General features: G+C 68.6%; 17 protein-coding genes, 1 tRNA gene, 1 other RNA gene and 1 pseudogene. 9 read left to right on the forward strand and 11 right to left on the reverse strand.

The window, feature by feature from the left end:
* Nucleotides 1-52: 52 nt before the first annotated feature.
* The gene (locus tag AC0VYB_RS03270; protein ID WP_278372394.1) at nt 53-2599 is read left to right on the forward strand and encodes an ATP-dependent Clp protease ATP-binding subunit; all 2547 of its coding nucleotides are present in this window, start codon (nt 53-55) and stop codon (nt 2597-2599) included.
* Nucleotides 2600-3131: 532 nt separating this feature from the next.
* Here AC0VYB_RS03270 and AC0VYB_RS03275 read toward each other — a convergent pair.
* From AC0VYB_RS03275 to AC0VYB_RS03285, 3 genes are all read right to left on the reverse strand, one after another.
* On the reverse strand, nt 3132-4172 hold the full coding sequence (locus AC0VYB_RS03275; protein ID WP_063249886.1) for a metallophosphoesterase family protein: 1041 nt from the start codon (nt 4170-4172) through the stop codon (nt 3132-3134).
* Between the two features lie 104 nt (nt 4173-4276).
* The gene (locus AC0VYB_RS03280; RefSeq protein WP_009378056.1) at nt 4277-5092 is read right to left on the reverse strand and encodes a YidC/Oxa1 family membrane protein insertase; all 816 of its coding nucleotides are present in this window, start codon (nt 5090-5092) and stop codon (nt 4277-4279) included.
* Nucleotides 5093-5474: 382 nt separating this feature from the next.
* Nucleotides 5475-5777 (reverse strand): hypothetical protein, encoded by a 303-nt coding sequence (locus tag AC0VYB_RS03285; protein ID WP_111459293.1) that lies wholly within the window; start codon nt 5775-5777, stop codon nt 5475-5477.
* A 230-nt stretch (nt 5778-6007) separates the two neighbouring features.
* Here AC0VYB_RS03285 and AC0VYB_RS03290 point away from each other — a divergent pair, with 230 nt between their 5' ends.
* Together AC0VYB_RS03290 and AC0VYB_RS03295 are read left to right on the forward strand one after the other, a co-directional pair.
* Entirely contained in the window at nt 6008-6667 is a 660-nt protein-coding gene (locus tag AC0VYB_RS03290; protein WP_144588394.1) for a ClpP family protease, read from the forward strand.
* A complete protein-coding gene (locus AC0VYB_RS03295) occupies nt 6664-7245 on the forward strand; it encodes a ClpP family protease (RefSeq protein WP_144588396.1) in 582 nt (193 codons plus the stop codon). Before AC0VYB_RS03290 ends, AC0VYB_RS03295 begins: the two co-directional genes overlap by 4 nt.
* A 45-nt stretch (nt 7246-7290) precedes the next feature.
* Here AC0VYB_RS03295 and AC0VYB_RS03300 read toward each other — a convergent pair whose 3' ends face one another.
* A complete protein-coding gene (locus AC0VYB_RS03300) occupies nt 7291-7662 on the reverse strand; it encodes a helix-turn-helix domain-containing protein (RefSeq protein ID WP_201671508.1) in 372 nt (123 codons plus the stop codon).
* 145 nt (nt 7663-7807) lie between these two features.
* Between AC0VYB_RS03300 and AC0VYB_RS03305 the strand changes: the two genes are divergently transcribed.
* On the forward strand, nt 7808-8836 hold the full coding sequence (locus tag AC0VYB_RS03305) for an iron-siderophore ABC transporter substrate-binding protein (RefSeq protein ID WP_095376068.1): 1029 nt from the start codon (nt 7808-7810) through the stop codon (nt 8834-8836).
* A gap of 8 nt (nt 8837-8844) precedes the next feature.
* On the opposite strand, the gene AC0VYB_RS03310 is transcribed toward AC0VYB_RS03305, so the two are convergent.
* The 5 genes and pseudogenes from AC0VYB_RS03310 to AC0VYB_RS03330 all read right to left on the reverse strand — a co-directional run bounded on the left by AC0VYB_RS03310 (nt 8845) and on the right by AC0VYB_RS03330 (nt 12691).
* A complete protein-coding gene (locus AC0VYB_RS03310) occupies nt 8845-9336 on the reverse strand; it encodes a GbsR/MarR family transcriptional regulator (protein WP_193338887.1) in 492 nt (163 codons plus the stop codon).
* A complete protein-coding gene (locus AC0VYB_RS03315; RefSeq protein ID WP_193338888.1) occupies nt 9336-10706 on the reverse strand; it encodes an Ig-like domain-containing protein in 1371 nt (456 codons plus the stop codon). Before AC0VYB_RS03315 ends, AC0VYB_RS03310 begins: the two co-directional genes overlap by 1 nt.
* Before the next feature lie 167 nt (nt 10707-10873).
* Nucleotides 10874-10969, reverse strand: an RNA gene (gene ffs / locus AC0VYB_RS03320) — signal recognition particle sRNA small type.
* An 80-nt stretch (nt 10970-11049) separates the two neighbouring features.
* A pseudogene (locus AC0VYB_RS03325) lies at nt 11050-12299 on the reverse strand (RNA polymerase sigma factor).
* A complete protein-coding gene (locus AC0VYB_RS03330) occupies nt 12263-12691 on the reverse strand; it encodes a YciI family protein (protein WP_009378078.1) in 429 nt (142 codons plus the stop codon). Before AC0VYB_RS03330 ends, AC0VYB_RS03325 begins: the two are co-directional and overlap by 37 nt.
* A gap of 329 nt (nt 12692-13020) precedes the next feature.
* Here AC0VYB_RS03330 and AC0VYB_RS03335 point away from each other — a divergent pair, with 329 nt between their 5' ends.
* From AC0VYB_RS03335 to AC0VYB_RS03345, 3 genes are read left to right on the forward strand one after another with little or no spacing between them, the layout of a single operon-like run.
* Nucleotides 13021-14106: an efflux RND transporter periplasmic adaptor subunit gene (locus AC0VYB_RS03335; RefSeq protein ID WP_119296517.1), complete on the forward strand. Its 1086-nt coding sequence runs from the start codon at nt 13021-13023 to the stop codon at nt 14104-14106.
* Nucleotides 14106-14837: an ABC transporter ATP-binding protein gene (locus AC0VYB_RS03340; protein WP_119296518.1), complete on the forward strand. Its 732-nt coding sequence runs from the start codon at nt 14106-14108 to the stop codon at nt 14835-14837. Before AC0VYB_RS03335 ends, AC0VYB_RS03340 begins: the two co-directional genes overlap by 1 nt.
* Nucleotides 14834-16030, forward strand: coding sequence for an ABC transporter permease (locus tag AC0VYB_RS03345; protein WP_009378089.1), 1197 nt, complete (start codon nt 14834-14836; stop codon nt 16028-16030). The genes AC0VYB_RS03340 and AC0VYB_RS03345 overlap by 4 nt, the downstream gene beginning before the upstream one ends.
* A 128-nt stretch (nt 16031-16158) precedes the next feature.
* Here AC0VYB_RS03345 and AC0VYB_RS03350 read toward each other — a convergent pair whose 3' ends face one another.
* On the reverse strand, nt 16159-17619 hold the full coding sequence (locus AC0VYB_RS03350) for an MFS transporter (RefSeq protein ID WP_009378091.1): 1461 nt from the start codon (nt 17617-17619) through the stop codon (nt 16159-16161).
* 102 nt (nt 17620-17721) lie between these two features.
* On the opposite strand from AC0VYB_RS03350, the gene AC0VYB_RS03355 reads away from it, so the two are divergent.
* Entirely contained in the window at nt 17722-18690 is a 969-nt protein-coding gene (locus tag AC0VYB_RS03355; protein WP_009378093.1) for a helix-turn-helix transcriptional regulator, read from the forward strand.
* A gap of 169 nt (nt 18691-18859) precedes the next feature.
* Nucleotides 18860-18947: transfer RNA gene (locus tag AC0VYB_RS03360), tRNA-Ser, on the forward strand.
* A gap of 189 nt (nt 18948-19136) precedes the next feature.
* On the opposite strand, the gene AC0VYB_RS03365 is transcribed toward AC0VYB_RS03360, so the two are convergent.
* A complete protein-coding gene (locus AC0VYB_RS03365) occupies nt 19137-20714 on the reverse strand; it encodes a SpoIID/LytB domain-containing protein (RefSeq protein ID WP_144588406.1) in 1578 nt (525 codons plus the stop codon).
* Nucleotides 20715-20766: the final 52 nt, after the last annotated feature.

Consider the following 20766-nt stretch of genomic DNA (forward strand, 5'->3'; position numbering starts at 1 on the left):
GTCAAAGGACTTAACTGAGTCACCCTGACTCAACTTTCAAGAGGAGGTCACTTTGGCTAACTTCTTCGGACCTTCCAGCGGCGGCGAGGGCTCGTTCGACGAGTTCCTCGCTCGCTACCTGCAGGGTCAGAACACCCCACGTCAAGGCCGTTCCGTCGACATCAACCGGCTGCTGTCCAAGCGCACCCGGGAGGTCGTCGACGGTGCCGCCGCCCTGTCCCGCGGTCGCGGCCAGGAAGAGGTCGACGCGCTGCACCTGCTGCGCGTCATGGTCGAATCCGAGCACGGCTCGGCGTCGCTGCGTCAGATGGGCGCCGACCCCGAGGCGATCGTGACCGCGATCGACGAACGACTGCCCGAGGCAGCCGAATCACGCACCGGCGACGGTGCGCCCACGCTCACGGGCGCTGCCCAGAAGGCACTGCTCGACGCCTACCAGGTGGCACGTGCTTTCGGATCGACCTACATCGACCCCGAGCACGTGTTCTTCGCCTTCGTCCTCAACCAGGAGATGCCCGCTGGGCGGATCCTCGCGCAGGCTGGGGTCACCCAGGCCACGCTGCAGGCCGGTGCTCAGGCCGCCGAGGCGAAGCAGAATGCGAACGCCTCCGGTGAGACCGGTGGTGAGGAGTCGATGCTCGAGAAGTTCGGCACCGACCTCACCGCGCTCGCCGCTGAGGGTCGGCTCGACCCGGTCATCGGCCGCGGCGACGAGATCGAGGAGACCATCGAGATCCTCGCTCGCCGGACGAAGAACAACCCCGTTCTCATCGGCGAAGCCGGTGTCGGCAAGACCGCGATCGCCGAAGGCCTCGCCCAGGCGATCGAGTCCGGCGAGATTCCCGCGCAGCTGCAGGGCAAGCGCGTCATCGCCCTCGACATGCCCGGCATGCTCGCCGGCACCCGCTACCGCGGTGACTTCGAGGAACGACTGACCAACACGCTCGACGAGATCGCCGCCGACGGCGACACGATCGTCTTCGTCGACGAGCTCCACACGCTCGTCGGCGCCGGCGGCAACGGCGAATCGAACTCGATGGACGCCGGCAACATCCTCAAGCCGAGGCTCGCCCGCGGAGATCTCCACCTCCTCGGCGCGACGACGCTGCGGGAGTTCCGGACCATCGAGAAGGACTCGGCACTCGCCCGCCGGTTCCAGCCGGTCATGGTCGGGGAGCCGAGCATCGAGGACGCCGTGACGATCCTCGACGGCCTCTCCGGTCGCTACGCCGACCACCACGGCGTCACCTACGACGCCGAGGCGATCCGGGCAGCGGTCGAACTCTCGCACCGCTACATCACCGACCGGTACCTGCCGGACAAGGCGATCGACCTCATCGATCAGGCCGGAGCGCGGCTCTCGCTCAAGCGCGGACCCGTCGTCGACACCTCGGCGCTGCGGGCACGCCTCGGCGAGCTCGAAGCGGAGAAGAACTCCGCGATAGCCGCCGAGCACTACGAGCGGGCCGGGGAGATCCGTGACGAGATCTCCGCCCTGACGGATCAGCTCGAAGCCGTCCTCGGCTCAGCGGCCGCCTCGGCGAAGGAAGGCGGCGACCGGGTCGTCGATGCCGAGCAGATCGCTGCCGTCGTGTCCCGAGCGACCGGGATCCCCGCGTCGTCCATGACGCAGGAGACGAAGATCCGCCTCGCCGGACTCGAGGGCATGCTCCACGAGCGCGTCGTCGGTCAGGACGACGCCGTGACCGCGGTGTCCAAGGCCATCCGCCGGTCGCAGACCGGCATGGGCGACCCGCAGCGGCCGATCGGCAGCTTCCTCTTCCTCGGCCCGACGGGCGTGGGCAAGACGGAGCTGGCGAAGGCCCTCGCTGCGACCCTGTTCGATGACGAGGCGGCGATGATCCGCTTCGACATGAGCGAGTTCGGGGAACGGCACACCGTGTCGCGTCTCGTCGGTGCTCCTCCCGGCTACGTCGGCTACGACGAGGCCGGACAGCTCACTGAGCAGGTTCGCAGGCGCCCGTATTCGGTCATCCTCCTCGACGAGGTCGAGAAGGCGCACCCGGATGCGTTCAACCTGCTCCTCCAGGTCCTCGACGACGGTCGGCTCACCGACGGTCAGGGTCGGACGGTCGATTTCCGCAACACGGTCATCATCATGACCTCGAACCTCGGGTCCGAGTTCATCGGCCAGAGCACCCCGCTGGGCTTCACGTCGGCGGATGCGACGGTCACGGACAAGGATCTGCGCGCCAAGGTCAAGGGCCGGCTCAAGGAGGTCATGCGTCCCGAGTTCCTCAACCGGATCGACGAGACCGTGATGTTCTCCCGGCTCGACCGCACGCAGCTGCGGGAGATCGTCCGCCTCCAGCTCGAACTCTCGATCGAGCGGCTCTCCCGTCAGGGGATCGCGCTCGAGATCACCGAGGAGGCCGTGGACTTCCTCGCCGAGGCGGGCTACGAGCCCGAATTCGGCGCCCGTCCGCTGCGCCGGGTGATCCAGCGCGAGCTCGACGACCGGATCGCCGACATCCTCGTGACCGAGGCCGTCGCCGAGGGCGGCACCGTCGAGGTCTCCGTCTCCGACGGTGAGCTCGTCGTCGCCCCGCGAGAGGAGCGCGCGCCGCTCGCTGCGTGAGGTCGGTTGCGTGAGGCTGGCCGCGTGCGGTCAGGCGCGTGAGGCTGAGCGCGCGAGGTCAGGCGTGTGAGGTCCGCCGCGTGCGGTCAGGCGTGTGAGACTGAGTGCGTGCGGTCAGGCGTGTGAGACTGAGTGCGCGAGGCCGGCTGCGTGAGGCTGGCCGCGTGCGGTCAGGCGTGTGAGACTGAGTGCGCGAGGTCAGGCGTGTGAGGTCGGCCATGCGAGCGCCTGACCAGCGGCGTTCCTCGAGCATCGTGTGTGACTGCACGGCCAGTGCCCGGGTGGGAAGCAGATTCCCACCCGGGCACTGTGCTGTCTGGGCACCGAGTGCTGTCTCGGCGGAGCGCACTCTGGGAGCGATCGCGGCGAGTACGTCACCGACGCGGTGAACCGACACGAACGCGGTGAACCGACACGACGCAGATTACTGACGCGGTGGTCCGACATATACGCGGTTAGCAGACCGCGTATATGTCGGACCACCGCGTCGATGTCGTGCGCCCGCACCCCGCCGAGGCCGCACCCCGCCGACTCAGGCGAGCGGAACCGTGATCTCCTTCATCCACGCCTTGCGCTTGAAGTCACGCGCGCGGACCGTCACGGAGTCATCCGAGACCTCGACCTGGAGTCCCTGGTTGAACCCGCCGGGCACGCTCTTCTCGCCGCCGGTTCCGTTGTCGGTGTAGCCGGTCTCGATCGCGCCGGTGTTGAAGACATTGAAGCCGGAGAGGTTGCCCGAGGAGGGGACGACGCGTCGCGTGTACCAGTCGGAGAGCTCGAGGTCCCAGTGCGTGTGTCCGGAGAAGAGGAAGACGTTCTTGTACGGCCCGAGCAGGTCGAGGAGGCGATCGGACTGCAGGTAGTTCGAGAGGTAGAGCTTGTTCCTCGTCCCGGAGACCGTGTTCGGCAGCGGGTGGTGGGTGATGATCATGATCGGCTTGTTCCGCCGGTTCCAGTAGTCGAGGCGATCCTCGAGCCACGAGAACTGCTTGTCGCTCATCCAGACCTCGTCCCAGAGCTTCTCGTCGTGGTACCGCATGTAGCGTTCGGTGCCGATCGCGAGCACAGGGATGCCGCCGAAGCTGAACTCCTCGTAGATCGAGTTGCGGCCGGCGAAGTTGTAGAACGACTTGAACAGCGAGTCCTCGACGACGTCGTTGGGCCACGTGTCCTGGGACAGCGTGTTCGGATCCTTGTACTTGGGAACGTAGAACTCGTGGTTGCCGATCGCCCACGCCACCGTGCCGGGGGACGTGTGCTTGTCCATGCGCTTGCGCACGTTCGCGTACTCGAAGTCGTATCCGCGAGGGGTGATGTCGCCGGCGATCGCGAGGCCGGAGCTGCCCGGGTTGATCTTGGCCATGTCGTCGAGTGCGACGCCGAAGTCCCCGAGGTCGCCCTGGATGTCGGAGATGACGTTGAAGGTCGTCACCTGGCCCTTGTCGCGGCCCCGGCCGCGGCCCCTTCCCTTGTCGTTGCCTCCCGGTTTCGCCGAGGCGGGTGCTGCCAAGCCGAGCGATGCGCCGAGGGCGCCGACGCCGGCGGTGGTGATGAGTGTGCGTCTGTTGACCATGGCGTCACGATAGGGGCGCCACACAGAGGCGAAGTGTCCGCTCGGTTGACCGGACCTGAACCGGGGAGTTCAATTCGAGTTCATGTCCGTCACCTCAGGACCAACTACAGTTCACGTGGCGCGCCGGTGTGATCGACCCCGAGGGCGCGGTTGATGACCAATCGTTCGCCGAGCGTCCACGCCGTCGTCGTCAGGAGGTAGAGGGTCGCTGCGAGCGGCACGAAGGCGGCGATGACCGCGGTGATGAACGGCATGAAGCTGAGCATCCTCGTCATCTGCGTGAGATCGGGCATCGTTCCCTGACCGGGTCCTGAGCCCGCCGAGGCGGCCCTCCCTGAGGCTGTCGCCGCCGTCTCGGGGATGGGTGGGGTGAGCAGGTGCCGGGAGAGGCCGGCGATGACGGCGATGAGGATGATGAGGACCGCGAACAGCGTTCCCGAGACCCACGTCAGCGACCCCGAGCCGATGAGCCCGACGAGGCTCGAGCTCAGCGGGATCCCGAAGAGCGTGTGGCCGAGCAGCTCGTTGGCCTGTCCGCCGATCGTCGCCTGGACGAAGAGGCCGTAGACGGCCATGAGGACGGGCGTCTGTGCGAGCACCGGCAGGCACCCGGCGAACGGGGAGGCGTTCTCCTCCCGGTAGAGCGCCATGAGCTTCTCCTGGAGCACCTGCTGGTTGTTCCGGTGCTTGGTCTGGAGCTCGGCGATCTTCGGGGCCAGACGCCGGCGGGTGATGCCGGCCCTGACCTGGGAGAGCCCGACGGGGATGAGGAGGCAGCGGACGGCGATCGTGAGCACGATGATCGCCAGTGCGGCACCGTTTGCGCCGGCGAGCGGTGCGAGCAGGTCGCTCAGGGTGGTGACGAGCCAATAGGCACCGCCGAGGAGGAGGCGGATGGGCAGGAAGTCGTAGATGTTCATGGTGAGGTCCTTCGCGAGGTGGTGGGGTGGAGGAGTTCACCTGAACGACGGGGCAGTGACCTCGAGAGAGGCGAGCCCCGACCCGGCTGCGGTCGTGGACCGGAGATCCTCGAGTGAGTTCTGCAGGGCGGGACCTGTGCGTCCGCGGAGCCGGCCTAGGCAGCGAGGCGTTGCCGGAGGCAGAGACGCGGTCGGCCAGCAGTCGGTCAGCGACGGAGCGACATGTCCGCACGGGCCGAGCCGAGAGAGCCAGTCAGCCCGTTCGCCGGTCTCGCCGTGGCTGATCGCACACGAGCGAGCGGCTCCGATGCGAAGTCAGCGACTGGCGGCGCGATCAGCGGCCGGCAGAGTGCGTGCGTGAGCAGAGGTCGGGGGTTGTCGTTCAGGCGTGGGCGCGAAGGACGGACGAGGGCGCTCTGGCCAGGGCGGTGCCGGGAGTGCCCGGGGCCTCCGGGAGGAGGACGTCGCGGACCTCGCCGGGTTCGCGGCGCATCCACGGCCCGTGCGGGGCCAGGGAGAGGACTCGGACGAGGGCGCTGCTCACCCATGCGGCAGCAGGAGAGAGGAGGGCGGCACCGAGGAGGACGAGGACGAGGAGATGGGCCGGCGACTGCGGGAGGACCGCGTCGAGGTCGGCGCTGAGCACGACGACGATGAGCTGGATCGCCATCCACAGACTCAGCATCGCACCCGCCTCTCACTCATCGTTGGGCTTCGATGCTATCACCGGGACCTGCCCGCACCGTTCAGCACAGACTCCGTCATCCTCGCCTCACGCGCCCTCCGCTGGCCTCAGCGCCCTCCGCAGTCTCCAGCGCCGTCCCCTCACAACAGCGCCGTCTGCTCACAGCAGTGCCGCGCCGCTCACGGCAGAAACGCATTCCGCCAGGGTCCGCCCGGTGCCAGGGTGGGCACATGTCCACACACACTGCTCCGCCGGCCTGGACCGATGACGAGAGCCCCACCGCGACCACCGTCCCCGAATCCCACCGGATGCTCTACGCGTACCGCTCCGTCGTCTTCAACGGCGAACTCCGCGACGACAACGGCATGGAGATCGTCTCCCGCCTCACCCTGCTCTCCGCCGAGGACCCCGACGCCGACATCTTCCTCTGGATCAACTCCCCGGGCGGTTCGGTGCCGATGATGCACGCGATCACCGACGTCATCGCGACCCTGCCCAACGATGTCGTCACGGTCGCGTTCGGGTGGGCCGCCTCGGCGGGGCAGTTCGTCCTCACCCTCGGCACCCCCGGGAAGCGGCTCGCCCTGCCCCACGCCCGCATCCTCCTCCACCAGGGATCCTCGGGGATCGGGGGTGCGGCCGCCGACATCGAGCTCCAGGGCAGCGACCTCCGTGCGGTCCGCGACTCCGTCCTCACGCGGATCGCCGAGGCGACGGGCCAGGACTACGACCGGATCTTCGCCGATTCCCTCCGTGATCGGTGGTTCTCCGCCGAGGCGGCCCTGAGGTACGGTCTCATCGACCGCATCGTGGACTCCTCGTCCGATCTCTTCGCCCCGATGGGGACCGGGCGACCGTTCGGGCTGAGCAAGGTGGGGGTCCGGTCATGAGCCAGTACACGATTCCCCACGTCATCGACCGCTCGGGTGGGAGCGAGAGGATCGTCGACGTCTACTCGCATCTGCTCGGCAATCGGATCATCTACCTCGGCGTCCCGATCGACGACGGGGTCGCGAACACGGTCATCGCCCAGCTCCTCCACCTCGACTCGTCGAGCCACGAGCTGCCGATCCATATGTACATCAACTCTCCGGGCGGTTCGCTCACCGCGATGACGGCCGTCTACGATGCGATGCGCCACGTCGGATCGCCTGTGGCCACGACGTGCGTGGGGCAGGCCGTCGCGGATGCCGCGGTGCTGCTTGCCGGGGGAGAGCCCGGACAGCGGTCGATGCTCGCCCACGCGCGGGTCGTGCTGCGCCAACCCCACGCCGAGGGGGCGCGGGGGACGATTCCCGACCTCATCGTCGCCGCCGACGAAATCGTCAGGCAGCGCCGTGAGGTCGAGGCGATGCTCGCTGCTGACACCGGGCGCAGTCTCGAGCAGATCCACGCCGACCTCGACCGGGACCTCGTCCTCGACGCCGAGGCGGCGAAGGCGTTCGGCCTCGTCGATCAGATCGTCTGACGACGGCGCTCGCCCGGACCGCTCAACGACGGGCGTGCGCGACGCTCAGGCGGCGAGGGCGAGCATCGCCTGGCCGGTCGGGCGGAAGTCCGCCGTCCGCGCGGGGCCGCGGAGGTGTGGGCCCGGCGCCGACGCGAGGGCGCCCAGGCTCGCGAGTTGCAGGGATCCCTGTTCGGCGTCGGCGGCGGCGAGGACGAGGACCTGGGGCAGGGCGAGACCGAGGACGTCGGCGATCGCCTCGATGACCTCCGACGACGGGTCCTTGAGGCCGCGTTCGATCTCCGAGAGGTATTGGGTCGAGACTCCGGAACGGCGGGACACCTCGGCGAGGGTGAGGCCGAGTTCGGTCCGACGCACACGGACGACGCGGCCCAGGGCCTGACGCCACAGCCGCGGCGGGGGCGGGGATGCTCTCATGCTGTGAGCCTAGAGCGGGCGGGCACGGGGAGCGAGCCTTTCCGCTGTGAGCAGAGGCGAGATTTCAAAACCTCTGAAAAGTTAAGTTAGGCTGTCCTTGTCAAAGTTCCGGCCGAGTTCCGGCCACCCCGACGAAAGGGCAGGGATGTCGCTCAACTTCGTGCGTCGCACCATCGCCGCAGGCACGATCATCGCGCTCGCACTCACCGCGAGCGCCTGCAGCCCGGATACGCCGACCGAGGAGTCCTCGGGCTCCGGCGACTTCACCCCGGTGACGATCGAGCACGCCCTCGGCAAGGCGGTCATCGAATCGGAGCCCGAACGCGTCGTCACCCTCGGCCAGGGGTCGACGGAGACGGCGATCGCCCTGGGCAAGACCCCCGTCGGGATGGAGGAGTACGCGTGGGGCAGCGACGACACGGGCTACATGCCGTGGATCTACGAGGCGGTCCAGGAACGCGGCGACGAGCTGCCCGAGCAGTTCCAGGGCGATACCGAACTCGACGTCGAGAAGATCGCCGAACTCGCTCCCGACGTCATCCTCGCGCCGTGGTCGGGCATCACCCCCGAGCAGTACAAACAGCTCGATCAGATCGCTCCGACCGTCGCCTACCCTGAGCAGCCGTGGACGATCAAGTGGGACGAGCAGATCACGACGATCGGCAAGGCGCTCGGTCAGGAGGACGAGTCGAAGAAGCTCGTCGATGACGTGAAGAAGCAGCTCGACGACGCCAAGCGCGAGGAGTACAAGGACCTCACCTTCTCCTTCATCTACAACTCCGGACCCGGTACGCTCGGCGTCTTCTACCCGCAGGAGCAGCGCGTCGCGATGGTCTCCGCGCTCGGCCTCACGCCCGACCCGGTCATCGAGGATCTTCGCAAGGAGTACGACGCCCCGGGCACTGACTCCGCGCTCATCGGCCTCGAGAACGCCGACAAGCTGAACGACTCCGACCTCATCTTCACCTTCTACTCCGACGAGAAGAACCGGAAGGAGATCGAGTCGCAGGGCGTCTACGCGAACATTCCGGCGATCAAGGCCGGCGCCGTCGTCGCACCCGAGGACCAGCCGTTCGTCACCGGGTCCTCGATCATCAATCCGCTCACAGTGCCCTGGGCGCTCGAGCGTTACGTCCCGATGATCGACGAGGCCGTAAAGAAGCTCGACAGGTAGGGCTGAGCTCACTCCCGGTTGCGGCGCAGGCGCTCCCTGTGGCGTGACCACGCGGCGGCGAGGTCGACGTCGTCGATGAGCCACGACATGTAGTCGTGCATGTTCGTCACCCGGGCATGGGCATCCGTGCCCGGGTCGACGTGCGTGAGCGCTTCCGCGGCGAGTTCGCGCTGAGCCCGGAGGTAGGCGTACTCGCGTTCGAGGAAACCCGCCCACACGTCGGCATCCATGACGAATCCGTCCGCCCGCGAACCCGGCCGTCGGACCCGGCGGACGAAGCCTGCGTCGATGAGGCGCCTCGTCGCCGTCGACACCGTGCCCGTGCTGATGCCGAGCGTGTCTGAGAGCTCGGCGGCGCTCACCCCGCCGGAGGAGTCGAGGAGCAGGTAGCCGGCGATGCGACCTTCGAGCGCCGAGGCACCCGACATCGCCCACAGTGTGCCGAAGCGGACGGCGAACTCGACGCGGAAGTCCCCGTCGTCGTGCGGTCGCGTCGTCATCAGCTCAGCGCGCTCATCTTCTTCCAGTCCTCCCAGTCGTAGACCCAGTCCGAGATGTCGCTGTCCTCGGTCGAGAGGTCGACCGAGGAGTCCTTGACGATGACAGGGTCGCCGTAGATCGCGGAGTCGTAGTACTCCTTCGCGCGCTTCGTCGTGAGGTTGATGCAGCCGTGGGAGACGTTCTGCGAGCCCTGCACACCCGCCGACCACGGTGCCGCATGGACGAACTCGCCGTTGTTGTGGATGCGCACGGCCCACTTCACCGGGGTCGTGTACCCCCACCGGGCCGAGGTCATCGTGTAGTCCGAGTGCTTCGACATGACGACGTGGACGCCATTGTACGACGGTGCCTTCGCCGATCCGAGCGAGGTCGGGAAGTCCATGACCTCCTTGCCGTCGCGGGTGACGACCATGCGGTGGGACTTCGCGCTCGCCTCGGTGATCTGCTCCCGCCCGATCTCGAAGTCGAGGGTGAGGTCGTTCTCACCGACCCGCCCCTTCGCGGTGGGCACGTTCTTCAGCGGCGCGTCGACGGAGACCTTCGAATGCGCCGGCCAGTACTCCTTGGGGCGGAAGTGCAGGCGCGACTGCGGATCGTCGGGCAGCCACGCCCACGAGCCCTCGACCTCGCGCTTCTTCCCGTCCATGTCCGTGACATCGACGCTGAGGCGGTGCTCGACGTCGTCGCGGTACTTCTTCTCCACGGTCGACCCGAAGCTGAGTATGATCGGGGCGGCGACCCCCACGGTCTGGTCGTCGGAGAGGACGGTGCGCACCGCCATCGGATCGCCGTCGGAGTCATCGACCGTCGCCGAGGCGGTGAAGTCGTGGTCCTTCCCGTCCGGGGTCGTCGCGGTGGCTGTGACCTCGTAGGTGCTCGAGGCGACGAGGTCGAAGTCCGAGACCCACGACGCAGACCCGTCGGGGGCGGAAACCGTCGCGTCGTCGACGGGGTCCTCGGCCTCGATGACGGTGCCCGCCTCGTCGAAGAACGTTCCGGGATCGGCGCTGATGCGCGGGTGGTCAGTGTCGGTGATCGTCACGTCCTTGAGGGTGGCGCCCTCGACGCTCAGACTGATCCGCTTGCCCGCCTTGACGTCGACGGACGATCCCGACGCGACGGTCTCACCGGTCGGTGCCTGGCTGGGGTCTGCGGTCGCGCTGGGACTCCCGGTCGCCTCGGCGGCGGTCCCCTCAGTCGTTCCGGTGTCGTCGACGGCACCGACACGGAAGGTCGGGGCCGGAGACGCCTCGGCGGTGGCGGAGTCCTTCCGGGTGGCATCGGGATCGGAATTCGTCGGAGTGCAGGCGGCCAGCAGCGCCAGTGCTGAGACGGCGGCGACTGCTCCGGTGGTTTTCAGACGTGACAAATCGGGGACCTCGTTCGCAGGACGGGAGCGGGGAGCACGCACAATGCTAGGAAAGCCACATCTCGAAACTATGACGGATGTTGTCACGCGCTCATGGATGCGGCCGGCGGATCGGCTCTGACCTGGGGAATCAGTCAGCGAGGGAGTTGCCGAATCGTGATCTGGGCAAAGAGGACTCCCCGTGCACCCGCCAGAGCTCGCTTACCCTTGCTGCCTTCCGGCCCTGGGGGAGTTCACAAGATGACGCCGCACGGGGAGCCACCGACCAGTCTAGGCGAGAGCGACGCCGGGGGACAAAATGAGCGGGTGCGAGGTCGCTCACGACTGCGCGGTGAGCCGGCGCTCACCCCTGCGCATCGACGACTGCGGCATCTGCCCCACCGAGCCGCCGGGCCTTCCCACGCAGCACCTCGCGCTCCCGCTCGTTCGTCGCCAGCTCCGCGGCCCGTGTGAACTCCGCAACCGCCTCGGCGTCCCGGCCGAGCCTCGCGAGAAGCTCGCCGCGGACGCTGGGGACGAGGTGGAAGCGGGCGAGGGCGCGAGCGCCTCGAGGTCGGCGTAGAGAGCGGCGATGCGCACCCAGTCGGTGTCGGCGAAGCGGCGGGCCGAGGAGTGGACGCCGGCGATCTGAGCTTGCACCGTGTAGGATCCGCGCCGCTCGCGCAGTCCCAGCGCCGTCGACAGGGAGGCCTCGCCGAGGCGGATGAGCGACCGGTCCCACCGGGACCGGTCCTGATCGGCCAGGAGCACCGGCTCGCGTGCCGGCCCGAGCCTGGCGGGGAAGCGGGCCGCGGTGAACGCCATGAGGGCGACGAGTCCGTGGACCTCGGGTTCGCAGGGGAGGAGGCCCGCGGTGATGCGGGTCAACCGCAGCGCGTCCATCGAGAGCTCCGGTCGCATCCAGTCCCGGCTCGCGGTCGCGACATGCCCTTCGGAGAAGAGGAGGTAGAGGACGGAGAGGACGGCGGAGAGTCGGGCCGGCCACTCGTCGGCGGGTGGGAGTGCGAAGGGGACATCGGCCGCGGCGAGCGCTTTCTTCGCCCGGACGATGCGCTGCTGGATCGTAGAGACCGGGACGAGGAAGGCGCGGGCGATCTCCTCGCTGGTCAGGCCCCCGACGACGCGGAGAGTGAGCGCGAGCTGAGCCTCCCGGCGCAGGACGGGATGACAGGAGATGAAGACGAGCCGGAGGACGTCGTCGTCGATGGCATCGGGATCCCAGGGCAGTGCGTCCGAACCCGAGACCTGCTCATCCTCGAGGCTGCGCCCGAGTGCTGCGATGCGCTCATCGAAGCGCTCACGCCGCCGCCACGCGTCGATCGCACGTCGCTTCGCCACGATCATCAGCCATCCGGCGGGATTCGCCGGCACCCCGGACTCCGGCCACGCTGCCAGGGCCTCGGACAGCGCCTCCTGCGCAAGATCCTCGGCGAACCCGAAATCGCCGACGTGGCGGGTGAGGGAGGCGACGATCTTCGCCCCCTCGATCCGCCACGTCGCCGCGATCACCCGGGCCACCGCCTCGGCGGGGTCCGGGGAATCAGGACCGCCTGAGGTCACGATGTCCCGCCGACCTTCCCCTCGGCGATCCATTCCTGCTCCTTCTGGATCCATTCGTTGTCCTGCGGGAAGTCCTCGGGACCGGTCACCCGACGGATCTCGATCTGGGATCCGACCCCGAGCGGAGCGCGCTTGGCCCATTCGATCGCCTCCTCCTGCGAGGGCACCTCGAGGATCCAGAAGCCGTTGAACAGCTCCCGCAGCTCGCCGTAGGGGCCGTCGGTGACGGCGGGATCGTCCTCGCCGAAGTCGACGACCGCGCCCTCGGAGGCGTCGGTGAGTCCGGCCCCATCGGCGAGGACTCCGGCGTTGACCATCTGCTCGTTGTAGGCGCCCATGGCGGCGATGATCTCGTTGAAGTCGGCCTTTTCGAACGCGTCCACGGCGGCCTGGTCGACGGTGCGCATGATGAGCATGTACTTCATGATGACTCCTGTGTCAGGGGTGTCGGAGGATCCCGGGCGGGACCCTCTCATGCACTGCGTCGAACAAGCGTATGCCGGATCGACACCTTCCCGGATCTTTTTCGCCGAGGCGGTCGGCGGCTGCTCCGTCCGTGTGGACCGGGGGTCCGCCGAGGTGGTCGGGTTCTCCCCGCCGACGACGAGGGGATCTCCCTGCTGTGACGGTGGGGAAAGCCGCCCACCTGCGGATCGAGACCACAGTGTTATGGCCTCGTGACGCGAACGCGACCGAATCGTGCTGGCCCCCTGCATAGGGTGGAGTGTCCGCTCCCCCAAACCCCCAAGGAATCATGCAGATCTTCCGCCGTGTCATCCTGCCCAGTGCGTTTCTTCTCGTCCTCGTCGTCATCGCGGCGATGCTCGCGTGGATCGCGTTCAAGCCGGCGCCGGAGGACGGGTTCGATGCCGCCTCGGCGAGCGGTCAGCCGGTCGGTTCCTCGGTCGTCGCCGAACGCGGGTCGATCGCCAACACCCTCGAGCTCAAGGGTGCGATCGCCGTCGACAGCCCGACCGCGGTCAAGGCGGGACGGGAGGGCACCGTCAACCACTTCTTCGTCGAACCCGGCGCCGAGGTGCTCGAAGGTGCAGAGCTCTTCCAGGTGAGAAGCGAGGGCGAACCGTCAGCACCGTCCGAGGACGGTGGAACCGGGGACGGTGGAACCGGCGACGGAGCTGCGGCGCCCGCGGCCCCGCCGAAGCCGAAGTACCACACGGTCGTCGCTCCCGCCGACGGCACGGTCGGCGACTTCGCCGTCGACAAGGGCGACACGGTCACCGCCGAGACCGAGGTGACGCAGCTGCTCAAGGACTCCTTCACCGCGCAGGCGTCGATTCCTGCAGTCGACCTCTACCGCGTGCCGAAGCTGCCGGAGACCGCGTCGATCACGATCACCGACGGACCCGAGCCCTTCGACTGCACGGCGCTGCGCCTCGACCAGGGGGCCGCGGTCAAGCCGGCGCCGAAGGCCGACGGCAGCGGCGGCGAGTCCGACCCGGCGGCCGAGGACCCGGGCACCGACACCTCGGCGACGGCCGGTGACGGACCCAAGCTCATCTGCGCGATCCCGGAGAAGCAGACCGTCTTCAACGGTCTCGATCTCACGATGACCGTCGAGGCGGGGGAGGCCTCCGACGTCATCGTCGTCCCCGTCACCGCGGTGCGCGGACTCACCGATACAGGCACCGTGTGGGTCATCGGCGACGACGGACAGCCCACGGAGCGGGCGATCGAGATCGGCCTCAACGACGGGGCGATGGTCGAGGTGAAGTCCGGGCTCGAGGAGGGGGAGGAGATCTCCGAGTTCGTCCCCGGCACCGAACCCCAGGACGAGGGCGACATGTCGGGTGACATGTCCGGCGAGGAGTTCGACTTCTGATGGCTGAGGTGCCACTGCTGGCCCTGCGCCACGTTGCGAGAACCGTGCCCATCGGCGAGGGGAGACTCCTGACGATCCTCGCCGACATCAACTTCACCGCGAGCTCCGGAGAGCACATCGGCATCGTCGGCCGCTCCGGCACCGGAAAGTCGACCCTGCTCAACATCCTCGGCCTCCTCGACGCCCCGACCGGCGGGGAGATGGAGTTCGAAGGGGTGCCCGTCCACTCGATTCCCCGCAACCGGGCGGCGAAGATCCGCGGACGCGACGTCGGCTTCGTCTTCCAGCAATTCAACCTCCTGCCCGGCCGATCGGCGGTCGAGAACGTCGAAGCACCGCTCATGTACGGCACCGGCAGGGAGTTCCGGAACCGGCGGCGGATCGCCTCGGAGATGCTCGATCGCCTCGGCCTCGGCGACCGTCTCGACTCGAAGCCCAACCGCCTCTCCGGCGGCGAACAGCAGCGGGTCGCGATCGCCCGAGCACTCGTGCGTTCACCGAAGATCGTCCTCGCCGACGAACCCACCGGCGCTCTCGACGTCGAGACCGGACAGCACGTCATGGCCCTCCTCGACGGGATCACCCGGGAGTCAGGAGCCGCTCTCGTGACGATCACCCACGACCTCAGCATCGCGAACATGGCCACCAGGCGGTACTCGCTCCACCGCGGGGCGCTGCATCCAATCACCGCGGGGGCGACCGCGGAGTCGCTGGTGGGAGGTTCACGATGATCTCAGCATTCGCCGCCTCGATCGTCGAGGCGTGGCAGGAGCTGCGCGTCCACAAGGTCCGGGTGCTCATGTCCCTCATCGGCGTCGGCGTCGCCGTCTGCGGCCTCACCCTCGTCGTCGGCTTCGGCGACATGATGCAGAAGGGCCTCGCCGACGACTTCGAGAAGCAGAGCGGTCGGGAGGCGACGTACACGTACACGCTCACCCCATCGGGTCAGGCCACGCCGGCGGAGAGCGAGAGGATCGCCACGGCGCTCGCCGAGACTCAGAAGCGCTTCGGCATCGACTACGTCTCGGCGAGGGGGTACGCGGAGACGCGGGTGCAGAGCCCCTCGGGTGCGGTCACCGCCTCGGCGAACATCGTCGATCCTGACTTCGCCGTGATGCACCGCGTCACCGTCGAGACCGGCCGCTGGTTCATCGCCGGCGACGCGGAGAACCTCTCCCCGCCCATCGTCGCCGACACGACGTTCCTCGAGCAGTACGGGATCGATCCCGAGGCGCTGCCGGCGACCGTCGAGCTGCCCGGTCATCAGACGGGCACGGCCACGGTCATCGGCTCGGTGCGCGGCTACCCCGACGCCGAGGCGGGCGAGATCTATGTCCTCAACGGCCAGGAGCAGAAGTTCGGGCCCGACGTCACCGCCCCCACCGACTACGAGATGTGGCTGCCGCCCGACGTCGCGAAGCAGCTGAGCAAGCAGGTCGAGACCGATCTCAAACGACAGCTGCCGGGAGTCGGCGTCGAGACGATGCGCTCGGATATGGCCTCCGACATCGGGGATGCCCTGGGACCGGTGAAGAACGTCCTCCTCTTCATCAGCGTCCTCATCCTCTTCATGGGCATGCTCGGGCTCGTCAACATCTCCATGGTGACGATCCAGCAGAGGATCAGGGAGATCGGCATCCGCCGCTCCTTCGGTGCGACGAGCAGGCGGATCTTCTTCTCCGTGATGATGGAGAGCGTCGTCGCGACGACGCTGGCCGGCGGCATCGGGGTGCTCATCGCGGTCCTCGTCCTCAAGGCCCCGATCGTCGGGGAGACCGTGTTCCAGGGCATGACCGCCCCGCAGGTCCCGTTCACCGCAGTCATCGTCGGCATGATCGTCTCGATCGGCATCGGCGCGCTCGCCGGACTCGTTCCCGCGCTCGTGGCGATGCGGGTGCGCATCATCGACGCGATCAGGGCATAGGCACCTGACCCTCGCCGAGGCGGGACCCGGGTGGGCGCGGTGCCGCCGGGTCCCGCCTCGGCGAGGTCATCGGGCGCGTTCCCCAGGGAGGGCCGCCTCGGCGAGTTCAGGCACCTGCCCGGCCCGGGTCAGGCCGGCGTCGCCGCCCGCTGGACGCGCAGGAGCACGAGGGCACCGGCGCCGAAGACGAGGCTGAGGACGATCTGGGTGAGGCTCGCGAGTGCGAAGGCGTCGTCGTAGCCGAACCAGGCGGTGAAGACGTGGAAGAGTGCGCCGAGGAGGGCGACGCCGACGGCGATGCCCGCCTGCTGCATCGTCGCGATGAGTCCGCCGCTCAGTCCCGCCACCCGGTCGGGTACGGCGCTGACGACGGTCCCGACGAGGGGCCCGAACTGGAGGGCCTGACCGGCGCCGAGGATGAGCGCCGGCAGCTGGAACCACAGGTTGAACTCCCGACCGGCGGCGTCGGCGACCTCGGCGACGCCGAGGAGGCCGAGGATCTGCAGGCCGGTGCCGAGCAGCATCGTGCCCGGTCCGCTCAGGCGCCTGACGATGCGGGGGACGAGGAGGGAGACGGCGAGGAACGCCGCGGCGAAGAGGCCGAGCGTCATCCCCGAGACGAACGCGGGATCGCCGTGCCCGGTCTGGCTGGTCAGGGCGAAGTTGAAGAGGAACGTGCCGAACCCGCCGAAGAAGACGAACGACATGAGCATCCCCACCCACGCCGCGGGGGCGCGGACGACCTGCGGCGGGATGAGCGGGTCGCGGCCGCGCGCCTCGGCGACGGACTGCCAGACGGCGAACGCCGCCAGCGCTGCGGCGGAGACGACGAGGAGGGTGGCCGGCAGCGGCACCCATCCGGTGACGGGACCGAGGGCGAGTCCGATGACGAGGCCGACCATCCCGATGCCGAGCAGTACGGCCCCGCCGAGGTCGAGCGGCGCCGGTGACGGTGTGCGGGATTCGGTGAGCCGAAGTGAGCCGAGGAAAGCGGCCAGAGCAACGACCGCGCAGCTGAGGAACGCCGCACGCCAGCCCCACGTCGGACCGAAGGCGGAGATGAGGCCCCCGCCGATGACCTGCCCGCTGACGGTGCCGACGCCGGAGAAGGCACCGAAGAGGCTGATCGCCTTGAGCCGCTCGGCACCGAAGAGAGCGTGCTGGATGCTCGCGAGGATCTGCGGCATCATCACGGCCGCCGCGAACCCCTGGACGGTGCGGGCGATGAGGAGTTCGGCCGTCCCCGGAGCGAGGCCGACGGCGAGGGAGATGACGACGAGGGCGGCGGTGCCGAGGGTGAAGAGGCGCCGACGTCCGAACCGGTCGCCGATGCGTCCGCAGAGGATGAGACCGGAGGCGAAGGCTGCGGAGAAGAGGCCGACGACGAGCGCCGAGGCGGAGTCCCCGGCACCGAGCGCCTCCTTGACCGCAGGGATCGCGATGTTCGACACGGAGAACATGTAGGTCGCGAGGAACGCCCCGACGTGGAGCGGCCAGAGGACCGCGCGGTCGGTCGCCTCGGCGGGGGTGGTGTGGTCGTCGACGGGAGCGCTCGATTCTGCCTCAGCGGCACCAGGGGTGATTCTCATGCTTCCATTCTTCGGTGCCCGTGACCAGAGTGGGAGGGCGTGGTCATGGTGGTGGTCGCGCCACCTGGATGCGGGCGGGGCAGTGGGCGGAGAATGGGGAGCATGGCACAGGAGAGGACGAGCGAACTGGGACGGTTCCTGCGGTCGCGCCGCGACCGCGTGCGGCCCTGCGACGTCGGACTGGCGAAGGGACCGCGGCGGCGGGTGCCCGGGCTGCGGCGCGAGGAGGTCGCGGTGCTCGCGAACATCGGGACGAGTTGGTACACGTGGCTCGAGCAGGGGCGCGAGGTCCATCCCTCCGAGTCGGTGCTCGAGGCGATCGCCGAGGCGCTGCTCCTCGACCGCGAGGAGCGCGCGCACCTCTTCCTCCTCGGCGGGTACCCGGATCGGGTGACGAACCCTGGGGATTCGGAGGTGGGGGAGCAGCTGCGGACGATGCTCGAGGAGCTCCTGCCGCTGCCGGCGATGGTCACCGACCCGACCTACACGATCCGGGCCTTCAATCCCGTCGAACGCTACCTCGTCACCGACCTCGCCGAGGTGGCCCCCGCCGACCGCAACTGTGCGATCCAGGCGTACGAGAACCCCGAATGGGCGGAGATCTTCCAGCCCCTCGACGAGCACAAGCGCCTCCTCGTGGCGAAGATGCGCGCGGCCTACGCCGAGTCGCTCGAGGACCCGGAGTGGGGACCGCTCCTCGAGCGCCTCGGCCGGTTCGAGGAGTTCCGCACGCTCTGGGACTCCGGCAATGTCGGCCGCAGACCGGGGCGGACGAAGGTCATCGAGAACCCGTACGTCGGCACCCTCAACCTCACGATGACGACGCTCATCGCGCAGGAGAACCAGCGGCTCACCCTCTCGGTCTACCTGCCCGTCGACTCGGTGACGCGGTCGCGGCTCGAGACCCTGCACGGGTGGATCAAGGACGGCAGCATCGAGAAGCGGCGCGCCGAGGTGGTGGCGGCGCGGGAGGCTGCCGCGCGCGAGGCGGTTGAACGGGCGGCGGCTGAACGGGCGGCGGCTGAACGGGCGGCAGTTCCGGGGCGTCACCTGCGGGCCGTCGGCGACTGAGCGGGGAACGGCGAGAGGGCGGCATCTGCACGCGGTCGGCGACTGAGCAGGGCGTTCACCTGGGAGCTGTCGGCGACTGGGCGGGCCGTTCACCTGGGGGTCGTGTGATGGTTCACACTTCGCCGCCGCGATTTCGCATTGCGGTGACGACTCCGATAAGCTGATCCGCGGAGGATTCGCCTAGTGGCCTATGGCGCTCGCCTGGAACGCGGGTTGGGTTAACGCCCTCAGGGGTTCGAATCCCCTATCCTCCGCCACACGAAGAAGCCCCTCACCGGTAGTGCCTCGGTGAGGGGCTTCTTCGTGCCGCCACGATATCGCCGACGCGATGTCCGCGCGAGACGACAACCGCTCGGTTTCGATCCGCACGCTATGGATCGGACCAGCGCGTGCGGATCGAAACCGAGCGGTTGCTCCGGCTGCGGCTCGGAGCGACGCCGCGCGCGTCACCCCATCGTGAACGACGCCGACTTGAGCTTGAGCGCACTGCGCAGCTCCGCACCCGTGCGCGTTGCCGTCTTCCCTGTCGTCGACGTCGCCTTCGCCGAGGTGACGAGACCGGAGGAGGAGCGCTTGAGGTCGACGCGGGCGATGTCGGGGAGTCCGAAGGCCTTCGCCATCGCTGCCTGCGAGGGTCGCACCGTCCACGACGCATTGGGATTGCCCGCGGACTTCGATTTCGCTGCCGCGTCGTCGCGCGAACGGAGGTAGGGGACGTCGCTGCCCCACACCTCGGCGGCGGAGTTCGTCTTCCCACCCGAGGACGACGAGTACACGGCATCGATGAGCGCGCCCTTGTACATGACGACCTTCGCGTTCCTCACGGTCGACCCGGACCCGGACTGGGTGGCGCGGACGGCATTGCGCCACGGTCCGCTGTCCTTCGCGTTCTCATGCCCCCAGCCCTTGAAGTGCTGGGAGGTGACCTCGTCGTAGACGTTGCACGCGCACGCCGACTTGAGCGGTCCGAGATTCCGATAGGCGTACGTGCGCGCGGCGATCGCCTGCGCCTCGAGGGCGGGTGCCCTCCACGAGGCGGGCACCTCGGCGACGCCGGGCAGGTACTCGCTGTTCGTGCGCATGACGCCGAGGACGTTGAGCGCGTTCTTCAGCTGCCGGATCTCGATCTTCCCGTGCCGATACGTCCCCGTCGACCCGCTCTGCGCCTTCGACACGGCGACCGTCGTCTTCTGCGAGCCTGACCAGTAGCGGGTGCCCTGCCATTCAACGGTCAGCCATGAACCCTCGTACGACTTCTTCCCGACCTTGGCCCGCACTTTGCCCGCCGAGGTGCGCTCGACGGTGATCTTCCCACTCGACTCCGCGGTCGTCTTCCCGACCCGCACCCGCAGTCTGCCCGAGGCGGGGGTGAGCGTCACGGACCTCTCACCGGCGAGCAGCTGGACGGTGATGTCCGAGTTCGCGTTCGTCGTCGTCGAGGTGACCTTCGCCGGGTTGTAGTAGTGCTCGAGGATCTGGGTGGCGGTCTTGCCCTGGGCGGCCATGCCCTGGGCGCCGTACTGGCTCATCCCGACGCCGTGGCCGAACCCTGAGCCCTTGAGCGTGAACGACGACGGCGCCGCCTCCTTGACGACGACTGTCGCCCCGCCTCTGCTCGTCCACGTGATCCGGCCGTTCTGAAAGTCCTGGCGGGTCTGCGAGCCGGACCTGTACTCGTTGCTCGTCGGGTACCCGAGCGGACCGTTCTCCCAGCCCGATCGCTGCCAGGCCGCGCGGATGGCACCCCAGGTGGCATGCGCCCCGGTCGCCTTCGTCCAGTGGATCGTGCCCGACCGGAAGGTCTGATAGCAGCCGCGGTCCTTGAGCGTGCAGCGCTCCGGGCCCGTCGCCGGTCCCAGCCGTCCCTTGTCCCCTCCGAGCGAGCGGTGCGTCGCGCCGATCCCGCCCTTCGTCGGGTAGGCCGCCTCTGCCGGTGAGGCGACACCGAAGAAGATGAGGAGCACGGCGATGAGCAGGCAGGACACGAGGCCGGACGCATTGCGCCCGGGGGAAGAAGCACGCATGGCATGATCCTATGCCGAGGTGTCAATTCCTCCGGGCAGACGCCGGATGACG

This window comes from Brevibacterium sp. Z349TD_9 (genome assembly GCF_056173565.1).